Origin of the sequence: Nonomuraea sp. NPDC023979 (assembly GCF_040639085.1) — a bacterium.
GTDB lineage: Bacteria > Actinomycetota > Actinomycetes > Streptosporangiales > Streptosporangiaceae > Nonomuraea > Nonomuraea ceibae.
Genome location: NZ_JBEZZG010000044.1, coordinates 41,548 through 56,552, shown reverse-complemented (window position 1 = coordinate 56,552; position 15,005 = coordinate 41,548). Strand labels below are relative to the sequence as shown.

Sequence of the window (15,005 nt, the reverse complement as noted above, 5' to 3'; positions counted from 1 at the left end):
AGCCGGCGACCAGAGGGCGGCAAGAGGCGGCGCGCATGCTTCCGGCATGAGCACCGTGAAGCTGAGCACCGTGAAGATCCCGGCGGTCGCCCCCCGCCGGCCGGACGAGCGCGAGCCCGACCTCACCTCGATGTACGTCATCCACCGCGCCATGCTCGCCGACCTGCGCCGCCTCGCCGCGGCCTGCGCACGGGGAGGGCGGGACGGCCCGGTACGCGCCTACACGGCGGCGCTCCTGACCGAGGTCGACCACCATCACGCGAACGAGGACGACCTGCTGTGGCCGGTCATCGAGCGCACCGCGGGCCATGCCGTGGACCTGTCCCCGTACACCGACGACCACCAGGCGCTCGGCCCGGTCCTGGACCGGTGCCGGGCGGCGCTGGACCGGGACCTCGCGGCGCTCGGACACGCCCTGACCGAGCTGCTGGAGCTGCTCGACGACCACATCGCGGAGGAGGAGTCGGAGCTGTTCCCGATCATCTTCCGGTTCGTCCCGTACGAGGCGTACGCGTGGGTGGAGAAGCAGGTCGGCAAGCGGGCCACGCCGCGTCAGCTGATGTTCACGGTGCCGTGGCTGCTGCGGTACGCCACGCCGGAGGAGGGCGCGCGGCTGCTCACGGCGGCGAGTCCGCCGCTGCGCCTGCTCGTCCCCGCCCTCAGGCTCCGGTACGCGCACCGCGAGATGCGGACGTTCGGCTGAGTCAGGCGAGCGCCGCGCGGGCCGCCTCGCGCCAGGCGGCGACGCCGGCCCGTTCCGCCACCTCCAGGGCCTGCCGGTAATGGGGCTCGGCAGGGCGTCCCAGGTAGGCGGCGAGGTCGCCGAGCACCTGGGCGGTGGGCCAGACGGCCAGGTAGCCGGTGCCGCCGACCGGCTGCCCGTCGTACGGCAGCAGCTCCTCGTACGCGCAGGCCGCCCGCGCCCGGTCGTCCAGCGCCACCCCGAGCAGGCCGCGCACGGCGGTGAGCAGGTGCCAGAAGTAGTCGCGCCGCAGCGGCCTGGCCGGGACGGGCACCAGCGCCCGCGCCTCGGCGACCCGCCCGGCATGGCAGAGCGCCAGCGCGTACAGCTCGGCCGTCTGGTCCCGCCACGGCTCGTAGGCGGCGAGCGGCTCCAGCCGTGGCAGCAGCGGCGTCAGGTCGCCGCGCAGCAGCCGCATCCCGTACAGGCCGAGCGCGAGCAGCCCGGTCTCGTGCTGCCACATGCCGAGCCGCCCGGCCAGCTCGGCGGCGGCGCGGTAGCGGGCCTCGGCCGCCACGTCGTCACCGGCCAGCACCGCGCGGAGCCCGTCGTAGAAGCCGGTGACGACCAGGGTCAGCGGCAGGTCGTACCGGGTGGCGAGGTCGCGGGCGGCCGAGGCGTGCGCGTCGGCGGCGGCGAAGTCGGCCTCGCCCGTGGCCGCCTGCATGAGCATGAGCCGGGCCAGCGCCTCGACGGTCACGTCCGAGCCGGACAGGGCGAGCAGTTCGGTCCCGATCGCCTTGCGCTCGGCCAGGCCGTCGTAGCGGAACGACTGGTGGAAGCGGCCGTTGAGCGCGAGCACCAGCAGCGGGCGGTCGCCCAGGCGGCGGGCCATCGCGACGGCCTCGCGGGAGGCCAGGTAGCCGCGTTCGGTCGGCTCGCCTTCGAGCTCGAAGCCCAGCGTGGTGAGCAGCCGGCAGCGGGTGCGGCTGTCGCCCGGCGGCAGCGTGGCCAGCGCCGCCTCCACGGCGTCGATGAGCGCGGTGTCGAGGCCGCCGTACTCGCGGTTGCTCCAGAACGTCGGCACGTCGAACGAGACGATCACCCGGGCGAGCAGGGCCGGGTCGCCGAGCGGGAGCGCGTCGCGGACGGCCCGCTCGCGGTGCGCGCGGGCGGCGACGAGCCTGCCGGAGTTGGCCAGCGACGAGACGAGGCCGAGCGTGAGCTCCAGGCGTTCGCGGGGGTCGCCGGTGAAGGCGTCCAGCGCCTGCTGCCACAGCGCGGCCGCCTCCTGGTGCGCGAAGCGGCGTCCGGCCTGCTCGGCGGCCAGCCGGGAGTAGCGCACGGCCTTGGCCGAGTCCGCGCCGCCCGCCGTGTAGTGGTGGGCGAGCGCGGCCACGTCGCCCGGGTCGTGCTCCTCGATGGCCCGCGCCACCCGCTGGTGCATCCTGGCCCGCCTGATCCGGGACAGGTCGTCGTACAGCGTGTCGCGGATGAGCGCGTGCGCGAACCGCAGGCGGCCCGCCCGGGGCTCGGTGAGCAGGCCCGTGACCAGCCCGGCCTCGACGGCGTCGAGCACGCTCTCCTCGTCCGCGCCGCTGACGGCGGCCAGCACGTCCACGTCGCTCTCCCGGCCGATGACCGCGCCGTGCCGCAGGATCGTCGCCGCCTGCGCGGGCAGCCGGGCGACGCGGCGGCGCAGCACCTCCCGCACCCCCGCCGGGATCGCCGCCGGGCCCTCGGCGTCGAGCAGGCGCGCGGTCTCGCGGACGAAGAACGGGTTCCCGCCGGTCCGCTCCGCGATCTCCGCCACCGTGCCGGGCGGGGCCGGGCGGCCCGTGGTGGCGCGGATCAGCTCGGCCACCTCACCGGCGGCCAGGCCGCCGAGCTCGATCCTGGCGGGCCCGTGCGCGGCCAGCGCCGCCAGCGCGTCCGCCAGCGGCTCGCTGGGCTCGGTGTGCCGGTACGAGCCGACCACCAGCACCGGCAGCCCGGCGGTCTCCTCCACCACGTGTACGAGGATCGCCAGGGTCTCGGCGTCGGCCCGGTGCAGGTCGTCCAGGACGAGCAGCAGCGGCTCCCCCACGCCCGACACGAACGCGCTCACCGCCCGGCGCAACCGGAACCTCGCCGTGGCCACGTCGCCCCGCACCGGCGCGTCGAGCAGCAGCGGCGCCAGCGGCGCGGCGTCGGCGGGCGGGAAGCGGGCGGCCAGCTCGCGCAGCAGCTCCGCCCACGCCCACCCGGCGGGCGCCCCCTCGTGCTCCGGGCACCGCCCCCACGCGGCCACCCACCCGGCGCCCGCCAGCCTCGCGCGCACCTGCTCCATGAACGCCGTCTTCCCCGCCCCCGGCTCCCCGCTCACCAACACCACCCCGCCCCGAGCCTCCCCGCCCCCGGGAAACCCGCCAGCAGCCGGAACCCCCGGAGCGGGCGAAACCCCCGGGGCAGCCGAAGCGCCGCCCGAAACGGCCGGCGTGGGCGGCGTGGGCGGCGCGGACGGCGCGGGCGGCGCCGCCGGCGCTCCCGCCGCACTGGGAACCGCCGCCGGAGCGGCCGGAACCTCCGAAGACCCCAGAGCGGCCGGAGCCCCCGGAGCGCCGCCGGGCGCGGGCGGAACCCCCGGGGTCGCCGGAGAACCCGAAGGTCCCGCAACACCGCCGGTCGGCGGGGTCCCTGGGGTGGGCGGGTAACTCGGGTGGGTGGTGAGGGTGAGGACGGTGGTCAGCTCGGCGTGGCGGCCTATGTACGGGCCGGCGGGGGCCGTGGGGGCGGAGGGCCGGGCGGGAGATGGGGCAGGGTCGCTGAGGTGGGGGGCTTGGGCGAGGATGTCCTGTTCGAGGCGCCGCAGTTCGGGCCCGGGGTCGACGCCGAGTTCGTCGGCCAGGACAGCGCGGGCGCGGCGGATCGCGCCGAGGGCGTCGCCCTGGCGGCCGCACCGGTAGAGGGCCCGGGCCAGCAGCGCCCAGGCGCCTTCGCGCAGCGGGTGTTCGCCGGCCAGCCGTTCCAGGTCGGGGATGACGCGGGCCGCCCCGCCGAGCCGCAGGACGGCGCCGGCGTGCCGTTCCCTGGCGGTCAGCCGCAGCTCCTCCAGCCGGGCGGCCTCCGCATCGGCCCAGTGGGAGCCCGCGAACTCCTGGTAGGCGGGCCCGTGCCACAGCGCGAGCGCCTCGGCGAGCGGTTCTGGCCCGGCCTCCGGGTCGCCGACGAGGGCTTCGAACCGCCAGGCGTCGACCGCTTCGGCGGGGAGCCGCAGCGCGTAGCCGGGCGGCTGCGTGACGAGCACCTGGGCCGGGGAGCGGGGCGGGCGGCCGGGTTCGAGGGCCCGGCGCAGGTTGGACACGTACGACTGGACGGCGGCGAGCGCCTTGGGCGGCGCCTCCTCGGCGTAGAGGTCGTCGATGAGCCGTTCGACCGGCACCACCTGGCCGCCCGCCGCGAGCAGGCGGCCGAGCACCGAGCGCTGCCGGGGCCTGCCCAGCGCGACCGGCTCGCCGCCGAGGCGGGCGGCGAGCGGTCCCAGGACCTGGAATGTCAGCACCGGTCCTACTTTTCCAGGTTGCCGGGGAGCCTGGAAGCCGGGCGGGTTCGGGCGCATACTCCCGTTGGGGAGGGCAGACCACAACCCGGCGTCTCCCGCCGGTTCCGCTGGGGCTATCGCGGCACGGGACCTGCCGCGATAGCCCCTACCGTGGTGCGCATGAACCCTCTCCTCACCAGCAGGGCGCTCAACCGGGCCACCCTCGACCGCCAGCTTCTCCTGTCCCGCGCCGAGCTGCCGGTGACGGACGTCGTGGAGCGGGTGGGCGGTTTGCAGGCGCAGACGCCGCACACCTGGTACACCGGCCTGTGGAACCGGATCGAGGGGTTCCGGGCGGCGGAGGCGTCGGCGTTGCTGGAGTCGCGCGCGCTGGTCCGGCTGGCGTTGCAGCGTTCGACGATCCACCTGGTGACGGCCCGCGACTGCCTGGCGATGCGGCCGCTGCTCCAGGTGGTGACCGAGCGGATGACCAGGTCGACGTTCGTCAGGAAGCTCGGCGACGTGGACCTGGCCGAGCTGGCCGCGTACGGGCGGGAGCTGGTGGAGGCGGAGCCGATGACGTTCGCGGCGCTGGGCAGGGCGCTGGCGGAGCGGTGGCCGGGTGAGGATCCGCACGCGCTGAGCCAGGTGGTGCGCTGGCTGGTGCCGCTGGTGCAGGTGCCGCCGCGCGGCCTGTGGGGCAGGAGCGGCCCGATCGCGCACACGAGCGCGGAGTCGTGGCTCGGCTTCGAGGCGCCGGCGATGACGCCCGCCGAGCTGGTCACTCGCTATCTGCGGGCGTTCGGCCCGGCGACGGTGATGGACGCGCAGACGTGGTCGGGCCTGACGCGGCTGGGCGAGGTGGTGGAGTCGATGGATCTCGTACGGTTCCGCGACGAGCGGGGCCGGACCCTGTACGACCTGCCGGACGCCGAACGCCCGTCGCCGGAGACGCCGGCGCCGGTGCGGTTGATGTACGACTTCGACAACCTGTTCCTGTCGCATGCCGACCGGTCCCGGGTCATCACGGAGGCGGGGTTCGCCGCGCTGGGCGATTTCATGGGCACGAACGTGATGCCCCGGGTCATCCTGGTCGACGGCGTCACCGCCGGGGACTGGACGGTGACCAGGGCCGGGAAGGTGTCCACGCTGGGTGTCCACCAGTGGACGCCGATCAAGGACCTGGACGCGGTGGCCGAGGAGGGGTTGCGGCTGCTGGAGTTCCTGGCCCCCGGCGACAAGCATGAAATTTCAGTCTTTGATGGCCCCTCCAAGTCCTGACACCAGCTTCCGCTGCACCCCCACGAAGAAGATCAGCACCGGGATCGTCATCAGCGTCGAGGCCGCCATGATCCCGCCCCAGTCGTTCTCGTCCGGCTTGAAGAAGACGAGCAGCGCGGCGGGCAGGGTCTGGCTGTCCTTGGCCGAGATGATGAACGTCCTGGCGAAGATGAAGTCGTTCCAGGCGGTGATGAAGGAGAACACGCTGGTCGCCACCAGCCCGGGCGCGACCAGCGGGAACAGCACCCGCCACAGGATCGTGGCGCGCCCGGCCCCGTCGATCATCGCCGCCTCCTCCAGCGCCTCCGGCACGGCGGCGACGAACCCGCGCATCATCCAGATCGCGAACGGCAGCGAGAACGCCAGGTGCACCAGCACCAGCGAGCCCAGCGTGTTGAGCAGCCCCAGGTCCCGCACGACGAAGAACAGCGGGATCGTCAGCGCCTCGACGGGCACCATCTGGGCGATCAGGAACATGATCAGCACCGTGGTCCGGAACCGGAAGTGGAACCGGGTCACGGCCACGGCCGCCAGGAACGCCACGAGCGCCGACAGCACGACGACCGAGAGCGCGACGATGGCGCTGTTGACGAAGTAGCGGCCGAACCCCTCCCCGGTGATCACCCGGGTGAAGTGCTCGAGGGTCGGGTTGAGCGTCCACGGCTTGACGTCGAGCGACTGGATCTCCCCGGCGGGCTTGAGCGCCGAGACGACCATCCAGTAGAGCGGGAACGCCGTCAGGAACGCCACGACCAGCGCCACGGTGTTGGCCACGTGTCGCATCTACAGCCTCTCCCCCGTGCGATAGAGCGCGCGGATGTAGAACAGAGTGATCACCAGCAGGATCAGCGTCATGATCACGCCGATCGCCGAGCCGAGCCCGTACTCCGACGACCCGAAGGCGGTCTGGTAGGCGTAGACGTTGAGCACCGAGTTCTGCCCGGCGATGCCGCCGCCGTTCGTCATCACGTAGATCTGGGTGAAGATCTTGAAGTCCCAGATGATCGACTGGATGACCACGATGGTGATGAGGGGCCGCAGCATCGGCACCATCACCCGCCAGAACGCGTGCCACGCCGACGCCCCGTCGAGCGAGGCCGCCTCCAGCACCGAGCCGGGGATGGCCTGGATGCCCGCGTAGAGGGTCAGCATGACCAGCGGGAAGGAGTGCCACACGACGGTGGCGCCGACGACGCCGAACGTCACCCACTTGTCGTAGAACCAGTTGAACCCCTCGATGCCGAGCGTCTGGTTGACCAGCCCGAGGTCGGCGTCGAACAGGAACATCCACACCGTGGACCCGGTCATCGCCGGGGCCGCCCACGCCCCGAGCGCCGCCAGCGACAGCGCCGCCCGGGGGATCGGCGAGACGCGGGTGAGCAGCACGGCGAGCGCCGCGCCCACCGCCAGCGTGGCGACGACGAGCGCCGCGGCGAACCCCACGGTCTGCAGCAGCACCTGCCAGAACCGAGGGTCGCCGAGCACGTCCGCGTAGTTCCCGGCCCCGACGAACGTGGTCGGCTGCCCGCCGCTGACCTGGGCCTGGCGGTAGTCGAACACCGACAGCAGCCCCAGCATGTAGACGGGGTAGCCGAACAGCGGGACGAGCACCGCCGCGGCGGGCAGCAGGTAGAGCCAGGGCCGTGCGCGCCTCACGAGCGGCCGAACGCTGCCTTGACCGCGGTGGCGGCCTCGGTGGTCGCCTCGTCCACGCTGGACTGGCCTGTCGCGACCTTCTGCAGCATCGTCGGGATGACCTTGCCGTTGTCGATCTTCACCCAGGCCGGGTCGATGGGCACGAACTTCGTCCCCGCCGCGACCGTGTCCAGGAACGGCTTGAGGAACGGCTCCTTGCCCGCCACCTCGGTACGGGCCGAGGTCAGCGTCGGCAGGTTGCCCATCGCCTCGTACATCTTGACCTGGTACGCCTTGCCGCCCAGCAGCTTGACGAAGTCGACGGCCAGCGAGCGGTGCTTGGCGTTCTTGAGCACGCCGAGGTTGTTGCCGCCGGCGAACGCGGGCGCGAGCGAGCCCTTGTCGAAGCCGGGCAGCGGCACGACCGCGTACTTGCCGGCGGCGGCGCCCGCGTCGACGGCCGAGCGGTTGAAGTTGCCGAGGATGCCCATCGCGGCCTTGCCGCTGGCGAACAGCTCGACGGTCTTGCCGCCGGTGAGCGAGGCGCACGCCTGCGGCGGGCAGACGTCGTCGGACAGCAGGTCGGTGTACGCCTTGACGCCCTTGCGCGCTTCGGGGCCGTCGAGGCTGGTGATGTCGCCGCCCGCGGCCCACACGAACGGGAGGGCGCCGAAGGTGTACTCACCGCCGACCGCGATGCCGTACAGGTCGGGCTTCTTCTTGCGGATGGTGCGGGCGGCGGCCGTGAGCTCCTCGATGGAGGTGGGCGGCTGGAGGCCGAGCTCGCTGAAGACGTCGGTGCGGTAGTAGAGGGAGCGGATGCCGATGAACCACGGCAGCCCGTACTGCTTGCCGTCGACCGACGCCGACTGGAGCAGCTCGGCGGTCATGTCCTGGCCCTGCAGGTCGGCGGTCAGGTCGGTGAAGCCGCCGGCGGCGGCGTACTCGGCCAGGTCGGTGTTGCCGTACTCGGCCACGTCGGGCGCGCTGGCGGGGTCGTTGAAGGCGCCCTTGAACTTCTCGTGCCGGGCGGGCGTGGTGGGGATGTAGGTGATCTCGACCTGGACGCCGTCATGGGCGGCGGTGAACTCCTTGACCGCCTCCTGGACGACCTTGTCCTTGGGGGCGCGGTTCGGCTCGTCGAACAGCCACACGCGCAGGGTTCCGGTCTTCTCGTCGCCGCCGCCGGTCGCCGGCGCCGTGGACGGCGCGCAGGCCGTCAGCACCACGAGGGCGGCAGCACAGTAAAGAAACCTCACTATTACCTCCTCGCCGTGACAGTAGGAAGGCGGCGGGTAGCTGGGAAGTGACTGTCGGAGTTGTTCTGCATTGCACAACACTGTGTTGCAAAACCGAAACCTGTCGTAGGCTGGCGCGTGTGCCCGAACGCAACCAGTCCGCCTCGCTCAGACGCGCCCTGGTGGTGCTGGAGCACGTGCGTGACCACAGCGGGCTCACGCTGACCCAGCTCGCCGAGGCCGTCGGCCTGCCCAAGAGCACCGTGCTGCGGCTGGCCGCGCCGCTCGTCGACGCCCGCCTGCTGGAGCGCGACAGGAAGACCGGCGCCTACCGGCTCGGCCACGGCTCACTCCGGCTCGGCCAGTCCTATCTGTCGTCGCTCGACCTGCGCGCCGTCGCCGCCGAGGAGTCCCACCGGCTCATGAGCGAGGTGCGCGAGACCGTCCACCTGGTCGTCTACGACCCGCCGCACGTCGTCTACATCGACAAGGTGGAGAACCAGGCCAACGTCCGCATGGCCTCCCGCATCGGCAGCCGCGGCCCGCTCCACTCCACCGCCGTCGGCAAGGCGATCCTGGCCTGGCAGCCCGAGGAGACCGTCGAGGAGGTCGTCGCCGCCGGCCTGCCCGGGGCCACCCCGCACACGATCACCGACCCGGCCCGGCTGCGCGCCGAGCTGGCGAACGTGCGCAGGCGCGGTTACTCCGTCGACGATCGGGAGAACGAACCAGAGGTGCGCTGCGTCGGCGCGCCGATCTTCAACCACCACGACGCCGTCACCGCCGCCATCTCCGTCTCCGGCCTCACCTCGCGGATCACCGCCGCGCGGGTGCGCGAGCTGGGGCCGCTGGTGGCGGGGGCGGCGGCGCGCATCTCGAGAAAGCTGGGCTCCACGCGATGACCGGACTGGTGACCTTCGGCGAGACCATGGCGCTGTTCGCGGCCCGCCGCACGGGGCCGCTGCGCTTCGCCCGGGACTTCGACCTGGGACTGGGCGGGGCCGAGTCCAACGTGGCGATCGGCGTGGCGCGGCTGGGCCATCCCGCCTGCTGGATCGGGCGCGTCGGCGCCGACGAGTTCGGCGACCTGATCCGCTCGACGCTGGCCGGCGAGGGCGTCGACGTGCGCGCCGTCCCCGATCCCGGCGCGCCGACCGGCCTCATGATCAAGGGCAGGCGCACCGCCGACCACATCGACGTCAGCTACTACCGGACCGGGAGCGCCGGGTCCCGCCTCTCCCCCGACGACCTCGACCCGTCGCTCGTCCGGGCCGCCCGGGTGCTGCACGTCTCCGCGATCACCCCCGCCCTGTCCGCGACCGCCCGCGAGGCCGTACGCCATGCCGTCAAGCTGGCGCGGGACGCCGGGGTGACGGTGTCGCTGGACGTCAACTACCGCCGCGCGCTGTGGACCCCGCAGGAGGCAGGCGCCTGGCTGCGCGAGACCGTCGGCGACGTGGACGTGCTGTTCGCCACCGAGGCCGAGGGCCGCCTCGTCACCGGCCCCGACACGGCGGGCGGCCCCGAGGAGCTCGCCTGGGCGCTGGCCGCGCTCGGCCCCGCGCACGTGCTCGTCAAGCTCGGCGCACGCGGGGCGCTGGAGCTGTCCGGCGGCGTGCTGCGCCGGGCCGAGCCGTACCGGGTCACCGAGGTCGACCCGGTCGGCGCCGGCGACGGGTTCGCCGCCGGATGGCTGGCCGGGCTGCTCGACGACGCCCCGCCCGACCGGCGGCTCGACATGGCGTGCGCCGCCGGCGCGTTCGCCGTCACCTCGCAGGGCGACTGGGAGAGCCTGCCCCGCCGCGACGACCTGCGCCTGCTGACCGGGCAGGGCGACGGCGTCAGCAGATAGCCCCTACAGCAGACCGGCCGCCGCCAGGTGCTTGCCGATCCGGCCGGTCTCGTCCTCGTTCAGCGGCACCTGCGGGACCGCCGTGGCCGGGTGGTCGATGATGCCGCGCAGGTGCAGGGCCGCCTTGAACGCGCCCAGCCCCGCCGAGCTGCCGCCCATCCGCGAGCCGCCCACCTGGACGATCTCGAACAGCCTGACCAGGCGCTCCTGCTCCCGCCTGGCCGCCTCCCAGTCGCCCTGCCCGGCCGCGCGGACCAGGTTCACGTAGCCGTGCGGGTCCACGTTGCCCAGGCCCGGCACCACGCCGTCGGCGCCCATCCACAGCGCGCTGTCCACGGTCAGCTCCGACCCGGTGAGCACGCTGAACGGCGGCCGCCTGCCGAGGATCAGCCGCCGCAGCCCGCCGTCGTCGCCGCTGGAGTCCTTCACCCCGGCCAGCGACCCGTCGGCGGCCAGCTCCAGCAGCAGCTCGGCGCTCAGCTTGGTGTGCACCGACACGGGCAGGTCGTAGGCGTACACCGGCAGCCCGCCGCGTGCCGCGAGCGTGCGGAAGTGCGTGGCGATCTCCACCGGATGGGTGCGCGTGTAGAACGGCGCCGTCGCCACCAGCCCGGACGCCCCGGCCGCCGCCGCGACGGCGGCGTGCTCCAGCACCCGGGGCGTGGTCATGTCGATCACCCCGGCCAGCACCGGCACCTGGCCGCCCACGTGCCCGATCACCGTGTCGAGCACCACCCGGCGCTGCGCGTCGGTCAGGTAGGCCACCTCGGAGGACGACCCCAGCACGAACAGCGCGTCCACGCCGCCCTCCAGCAGATGGTCCACCAGCCGCGTCAGCGACCGGGCGTCCACCTCACCCCCAGGGGTCAACGGTGTGCAAACCGGGGGAATCACTCCGGTGAGGGGGGTCATACACGCTCCTGAATCAGTTCGAGGTCGGTGGCGCCGGCCGCCACCGGGTGGTGGCAGTGGTAGAGGTGGTCGGCGTCGGTGACGGCGGGCGGCCAGGCGGCCGCGCACGCGTCGTCGGCCCGCCAGCAGCGGGTCCGGAACGGGCAGCCGCTCGGCGGCCTGGTCGCCGACGGCACCGCGCCGACCAGGGGGATCGGGTTGATCGGTGAGATCAGGCCCGGCGTGGCCGAGAACAGGGCCCGGGTGTACGGGTGCCGCGCGCCGAGCGGGAGCGCCTCGGCGGGCGTCTGCTCGACGATGCGGCCCAGGTACATGGTGACGACGCGGTCGCTCATCCGGCGGACCGTCTGGATGTCGTGCGAGACGAACACCAGGGCCAGCCCCAGCCGCTCCTTCAGGTCGAGCAGCAGGTTGAGGATCTGCGCCCGCACCGACACGTCGAGCGCGCTGGTCGGCTCGTCGGCGACGATCAGCTCCGGCTCCAGGGCGAGCGCGCGGGCGACGGCCACCCGCTGCCGCTGCCCGCCGGAGAGCTGGCTGGGCAGCGCGTCGGCGGCGCCTGAGGGCAGCCCGACGAGCTGCAGCAGCTCGCGCACGCGGGCGTCACGCTGGGCCGGAGTGCCGCGCCGGTGCACGTTGAGCGGGTCGCGCAGCACCTGGCGGACCGGCAGCCGCCGGTTCAGCGCGGTGGACGGGTCCTGGAAGACCATGCCGACGCCGGTGCCGATGAGCGAGCGGCGTTCGGACTCCTTCAGCCCCCACAGGTCGCGGCCCCGGAACGACACCGTCCCGGAGGTCGGCCGTTGCAGCCCGACCAGCACCTTGGCCAGCGTGGACTTGCCGCAGCCGGACTCGCCCACGACGCCGACGGTCTCGCCCGCGCCGACCACGAGGTCCGCGCCGGTGAGGGCGTGGACCCGGTCGCGCGAGAACAGGCCGCCCGAGCGCGCCTTGTGCACGACGTGCACGTCCTTCAGCTCAAGCATGCTGCTCGCTCCCCTGCTGGCTTCCGGTGAGGACCACGGCCGGGTGATGGCAGGCCACCGTGTGCCTGCGGTCGTCGCCCGTCAGCACGGGCGCGTCCGTACGGCACACCTCGGAGGCCATCGGGCACCGGTCGGCGAACCGGCAGCCCGCCGGGAAGTCGGCGGGCGAGGGCACCACGCCGCGGATCTGCGTGAGCCGTTCGGCCCCCGACTCCAGCGACAGCACCGAGCCGAGGAGTCCGCGGGCGTAGTGGTGGGCCGGCGCTCCGACGAGTTCGGCGGTGACGCCGGTCTCCACGATCTGGCCGCCGTACATGACGACCACCCGGTCGGTGACGTCGGCGACCAGCGCCAGGTCGTGGGAGACGAGGATGAGCGCGAACCCGAGCTCCTCGCGCAGCTTCAGCAGCAGCTCGATGACCTGCGCCTGGACGGTCACGTCGAGCGCGGTGGTGGGCTCGTCGGCGACGATCAGCTTGGGCTCGCGCGACAGCGCCATCGCGATCAGCACCCGCTGCCGCTGCCCGCCGGACAGCTCGTGCGGGTAGGACGTCAGCGTGCGGCGCGCGTCCAGGCCGACGAGTTCCAGCAGCTCGGCGGGGGTGCGCCGGCCGCCGCGCCGGCAGACCTGCTTGAGCTGGGCCTTGATGGTCATGGCCGGGTTCAGCGAGGAGAGCGCGTCCTGGTAGATCATCGCCATGTCGTGGCCGAGCAGCTTCCTGCGCGCCTTGCGCGGCATCGTCAGCAGGTGCTGCCCGTCGAAGACGATCTCGCCGCTGACGCGGGCGTTCGCCGGTTGCAGGCCCATGACGGTCAGCGCCGTCAGCGACTTGCCGCAGCCCGACTCGCCGACCAGGCCCAGGACCTCGCCGGGCCGTACGTCGAAGGAGATGCCGTCGACGATGTCCACCCCGGCGTCGAAGCCGATGCGCAGGTCGGTGACCGACAGGATCGGCGGGCCGGCCGGCAGCGGGCGGGCCCGTTCGGCGAGCCGGCGCGCGGCCTCGGCCAGGCCGGGCAGTTCGACGATCTCGCCGGAGCCGGGCCGGGCTTGCTCGAAGGCGTCGTCGTCCTTGCGGACGGCGCTCTTGCGGGCGGCCGGGGCGGCCCAGGCGTCGGAGATGCCTTCGGACAGGATGTTCAGCGCCAGCACGGTGATCAGGATGAGCAGGCCGGGGAAGACCGTGGCCCACCAGCCGCCGAGCAGCACCAGGTTCTTGCCGTCGGCGATGACGCTGCCCCACGACGGGTCGGGTGGGCGCACGCCGGCGCCGATGAACGACAGCGACGCCTCGAACACGATCGCGTCGGCCACCATCACCGTGCAGAAGACCAGTACCGGGGCGGCGCAGTTGATCGCCACGTGCTTGATGATGATGTGCGGGGTGCGCGCGCCGATGATGCGTTCGGCGGCGACGTAGTCCTCGCCGTACTGGGCCAGCACGTTGGCGCGCACGACCCGGGCCACGGACGGCATGTAGAGGAACGCCATGGCCATGACCAGCACCGGGATGCTGCCGCCGAACACCGCCACCAGCACCGCGGCCAGCGCGATGCCGGGGAAGGCCATGATGACGTCGAGCAGCCGCATGATGGTCTCGTCGACGGCCCGGCGGGAGGTGGCCGCGACCGCGCCGATCACGGCCCCGGCGACCAGCGCCAGGCCGGTCGCGCCCAGGCCGATGATCAGCGACCAGCGGGCCCCGTACAGCAGTCTGGACAGGATGTCGCGGTTGGCGCTGTCGAGCCCCATCCAGTGCTCGGCCGACGGGCCGCCGCCGGTGGTGGCCTGGAAGTACGGCGAGTACGGGGCGAGGAGCGGCGCGAACAGCGCCGCCAGCACGACGACGACCACGATGCCGACGGCCAGCCACGACAGCGGCGGCAGCCTCCTGAATCCCACGCCCGGCCTCGACAGGCGTTCCGCCAGTCCTCGTCTCATGCGGCACTCCTGAGCCGGGGGTTGACCAGCAGGTAGAGGACGTCGACCACGAGGTTGACGACCATGAAGCCGACCGCGATGGTCAGCACCACGCCCTGCACCACGGCGGGGTCGCCGTCACGCACCGCGTTGATCATGAGCTGGCCCATGCCGGGCAGCCCGTAGATCGTCTCGATGACGACGGTGCCGCCGATCAGGTAGCCGATGCGCAGGCCGAGCACGGTCAGCGGGTTGATGAGCGCGTTGCGCAGCACGTTGCGGCCGACGACGACGATCGGCGGCAGGCCGCTGCCGATCGCGGTGCGGACGTAGTCGCGGTCCAGCTCCTCCACCATCGAGGTGCGGATGATGCGGATGAGCTGGGCGGCGATCGGCAGCGACAGTGACAGGGCGGGCAGCGTCATCGAGCGCAGCCAGCCGCCGAAGGAGTCGGCCGGGTTGATGTAGCCGCCTGTCGGGAACAGGCCCTCGCCCACCGCCAGCCACTGGATCATGAGCAGCGCCAGCCAGAACGACGGGGCCGCCACGCCGACCAGCGACACCATGCGGATCACCTGGTCCGGCCAGCGGTCGCGGAACAGCGCGCCGGCGACGCCGAACACCAGCGACAGCACGATCCCGACCGCCAGGCCCAGGAACGTGAGCTGGAGCGTCAGCGGCAGCGCCGTGGCGATCGACTCGATCACCGGCTTCTTGGTGAGCACGCTGGTGCCCATGTCCCCTTGCAGCAGGTCGCCGACGAATCGGACGTATCGCAGCGGCAGCGGGTCCAGCAGGCCGTTCTCCAGCTGGAACTGGCGGATCTGCTCGGCGGTCGGGTTCGCGCCCTGGAAGTAGGCGTACTCCGGCTTGCTGTTGGAGAAGCGCATCACGATGAACACGAACGCGACGACGCCGAGCACCAGCGGGACCAGGATCAGCACCCGCCGCGCGAGCATTCTGGCGATCAGGATCATG

The 15,005-nt window shown here is 73.2% G+C and carries 12 protein-coding genes; 4 read left to right on the top strand and 8 right to left on the bottom strand.

Going from position 1 to position 15,005, the window contains the following annotated elements:
- The first annotated feature begins 46 nt into the window (after positions 1-46).
- The gene (locus tag AB0G11_RS43905) at positions 47-703 is read left to right on the top strand and encodes a hemerythrin domain-containing protein (protein ID WP_357592829.1); all 657 of its coding nucleotides are present in this window, start codon (positions 47-49) and stop codon (positions 701-703) included.
- Position 704: 1 nt separating this feature from the next.
- Here AB0G11_RS43905 and AB0G11_RS43900 read toward each other — a convergent pair whose 3' ends face one another.
- Positions 705-4,223 carry a BTAD domain-containing putative transcriptional regulator gene (locus AB0G11_RS43900; RefSeq protein WP_357592827.1) on the bottom strand — a complete coding sequence of 1,173 codons (3,519 nt, stop codon included), beginning with the start codon at positions 4,221-4,223 and terminating at the stop codon, positions 705-707.
- Between the two features lie 159 nt (positions 4,224-4,382).
- On the opposite strand from AB0G11_RS43900, the gene AB0G11_RS43895 reads away from it, so the two are divergent.
- Positions 4,383-5,483 (top strand): winged helix DNA-binding domain-containing protein, encoded by a 1,101-nt coding sequence (locus AB0G11_RS43895; RefSeq protein ID WP_357592825.1) that lies wholly within the window; start codon positions 4,383-4,385, stop codon positions 5,481-5,483.
- Here the strand turns inward: AB0G11_RS43895 and AB0G11_RS43890 are convergent.
- The 3 genes from AB0G11_RS43890 to AB0G11_RS43880 are packed head-to-tail and all read right to left on the bottom strand — an operon-like array spanning position 5,454 to position 8,377.
- Positions 5,454-6,266: a carbohydrate ABC transporter permease gene (locus tag AB0G11_RS43890; protein ID WP_219510542.1), complete on the bottom strand. Its 813-nt coding sequence runs from the start codon at positions 6,264-6,266 to the stop codon at positions 5,454-5,456. The two genes, AB0G11_RS43895 and AB0G11_RS43890, sit on opposite strands and share 30 nt — an antisense overlap.
- Positions 6,267-7,139 carry a sugar ABC transporter permease gene (locus AB0G11_RS43885; protein WP_219510543.1) on the bottom strand — a complete coding sequence of 291 codons (873 nt, stop codon included), beginning with the start codon at positions 7,137-7,139 and terminating at the stop codon, positions 6,267-6,269.
- Positions 7,136-8,377 (bottom strand): extracellular solute-binding protein, encoded by a 1,242-nt coding sequence (locus AB0G11_RS43880; RefSeq protein WP_357592823.1) that lies wholly within the window; start codon positions 8,375-8,377, stop codon positions 7,136-7,138. The genes AB0G11_RS43885 and AB0G11_RS43880 overlap by 4 nt, the downstream gene beginning before the upstream one ends.
- A gap of 119 nt (positions 8,378-8,496) precedes the next feature.
- Between AB0G11_RS43880 and AB0G11_RS43875 the strand changes: the two genes are divergently transcribed.
- Positions 8,497-9,258 (top strand): IclR family transcriptional regulator, encoded by a 762-nt coding sequence (locus AB0G11_RS43875; RefSeq protein WP_357592821.1) that lies wholly within the window; start codon positions 8,497-8,499, stop codon positions 9,256-9,258.
- Positions 9,255-10,208 carry a sugar kinase gene (locus AB0G11_RS43870; protein ID WP_219510544.1) on the top strand — a complete coding sequence of 318 codons (954 nt, stop codon included), beginning with the start codon at positions 9,255-9,257 and terminating at the stop codon, positions 10,206-10,208. Before AB0G11_RS43875 ends, AB0G11_RS43870 begins: the two co-directional genes overlap by 4 nt.
- Before the next feature lie 3 nt (positions 10,209-10,211).
- On the opposite strand, the gene AB0G11_RS43865 is transcribed toward AB0G11_RS43870, so the two are convergent.
- The 4 genes from AB0G11_RS43865 to AB0G11_RS43850 are packed head-to-tail and all read right to left on the bottom strand — an operon-like array spanning position 10,212 to position 15,004.
- A complete protein-coding gene (locus AB0G11_RS43865) occupies positions 10,212-11,120 on the bottom strand; it encodes a dihydrodipicolinate synthase family protein (protein ID WP_219510545.1) in 909 nt (302 codons plus the stop codon).
- Entirely contained in the window at positions 11,117-12,106 is a 990-nt protein-coding gene (locus AB0G11_RS43860; RefSeq protein WP_357592819.1) for an ABC transporter ATP-binding protein, read from the bottom strand. The genes AB0G11_RS43865 and AB0G11_RS43860 overlap by 4 nt, the downstream gene beginning before the upstream one ends.
- A complete protein-coding gene (locus AB0G11_RS43855; RefSeq protein WP_219510547.1) occupies positions 12,099-14,048 on the bottom strand; it encodes a dipeptide/oligopeptide/nickel ABC transporter permease/ATP-binding protein in 1,950 nt (649 codons plus the stop codon). Before AB0G11_RS43855 ends, AB0G11_RS43860 begins: the two co-directional genes overlap by 8 nt.
- Positions 14,045-15,004: an ABC transporter permease gene (locus AB0G11_RS43850; RefSeq protein WP_219510548.1), complete on the bottom strand. Its 960-nt coding sequence runs from the start codon at positions 15,002-15,004 to the stop codon at positions 14,045-14,047. The genes AB0G11_RS43855 and AB0G11_RS43850 overlap by 4 nt, the downstream gene beginning before the upstream one ends.
- Between the last annotated feature and the right edge of the window lies 1 nt (position 15,005).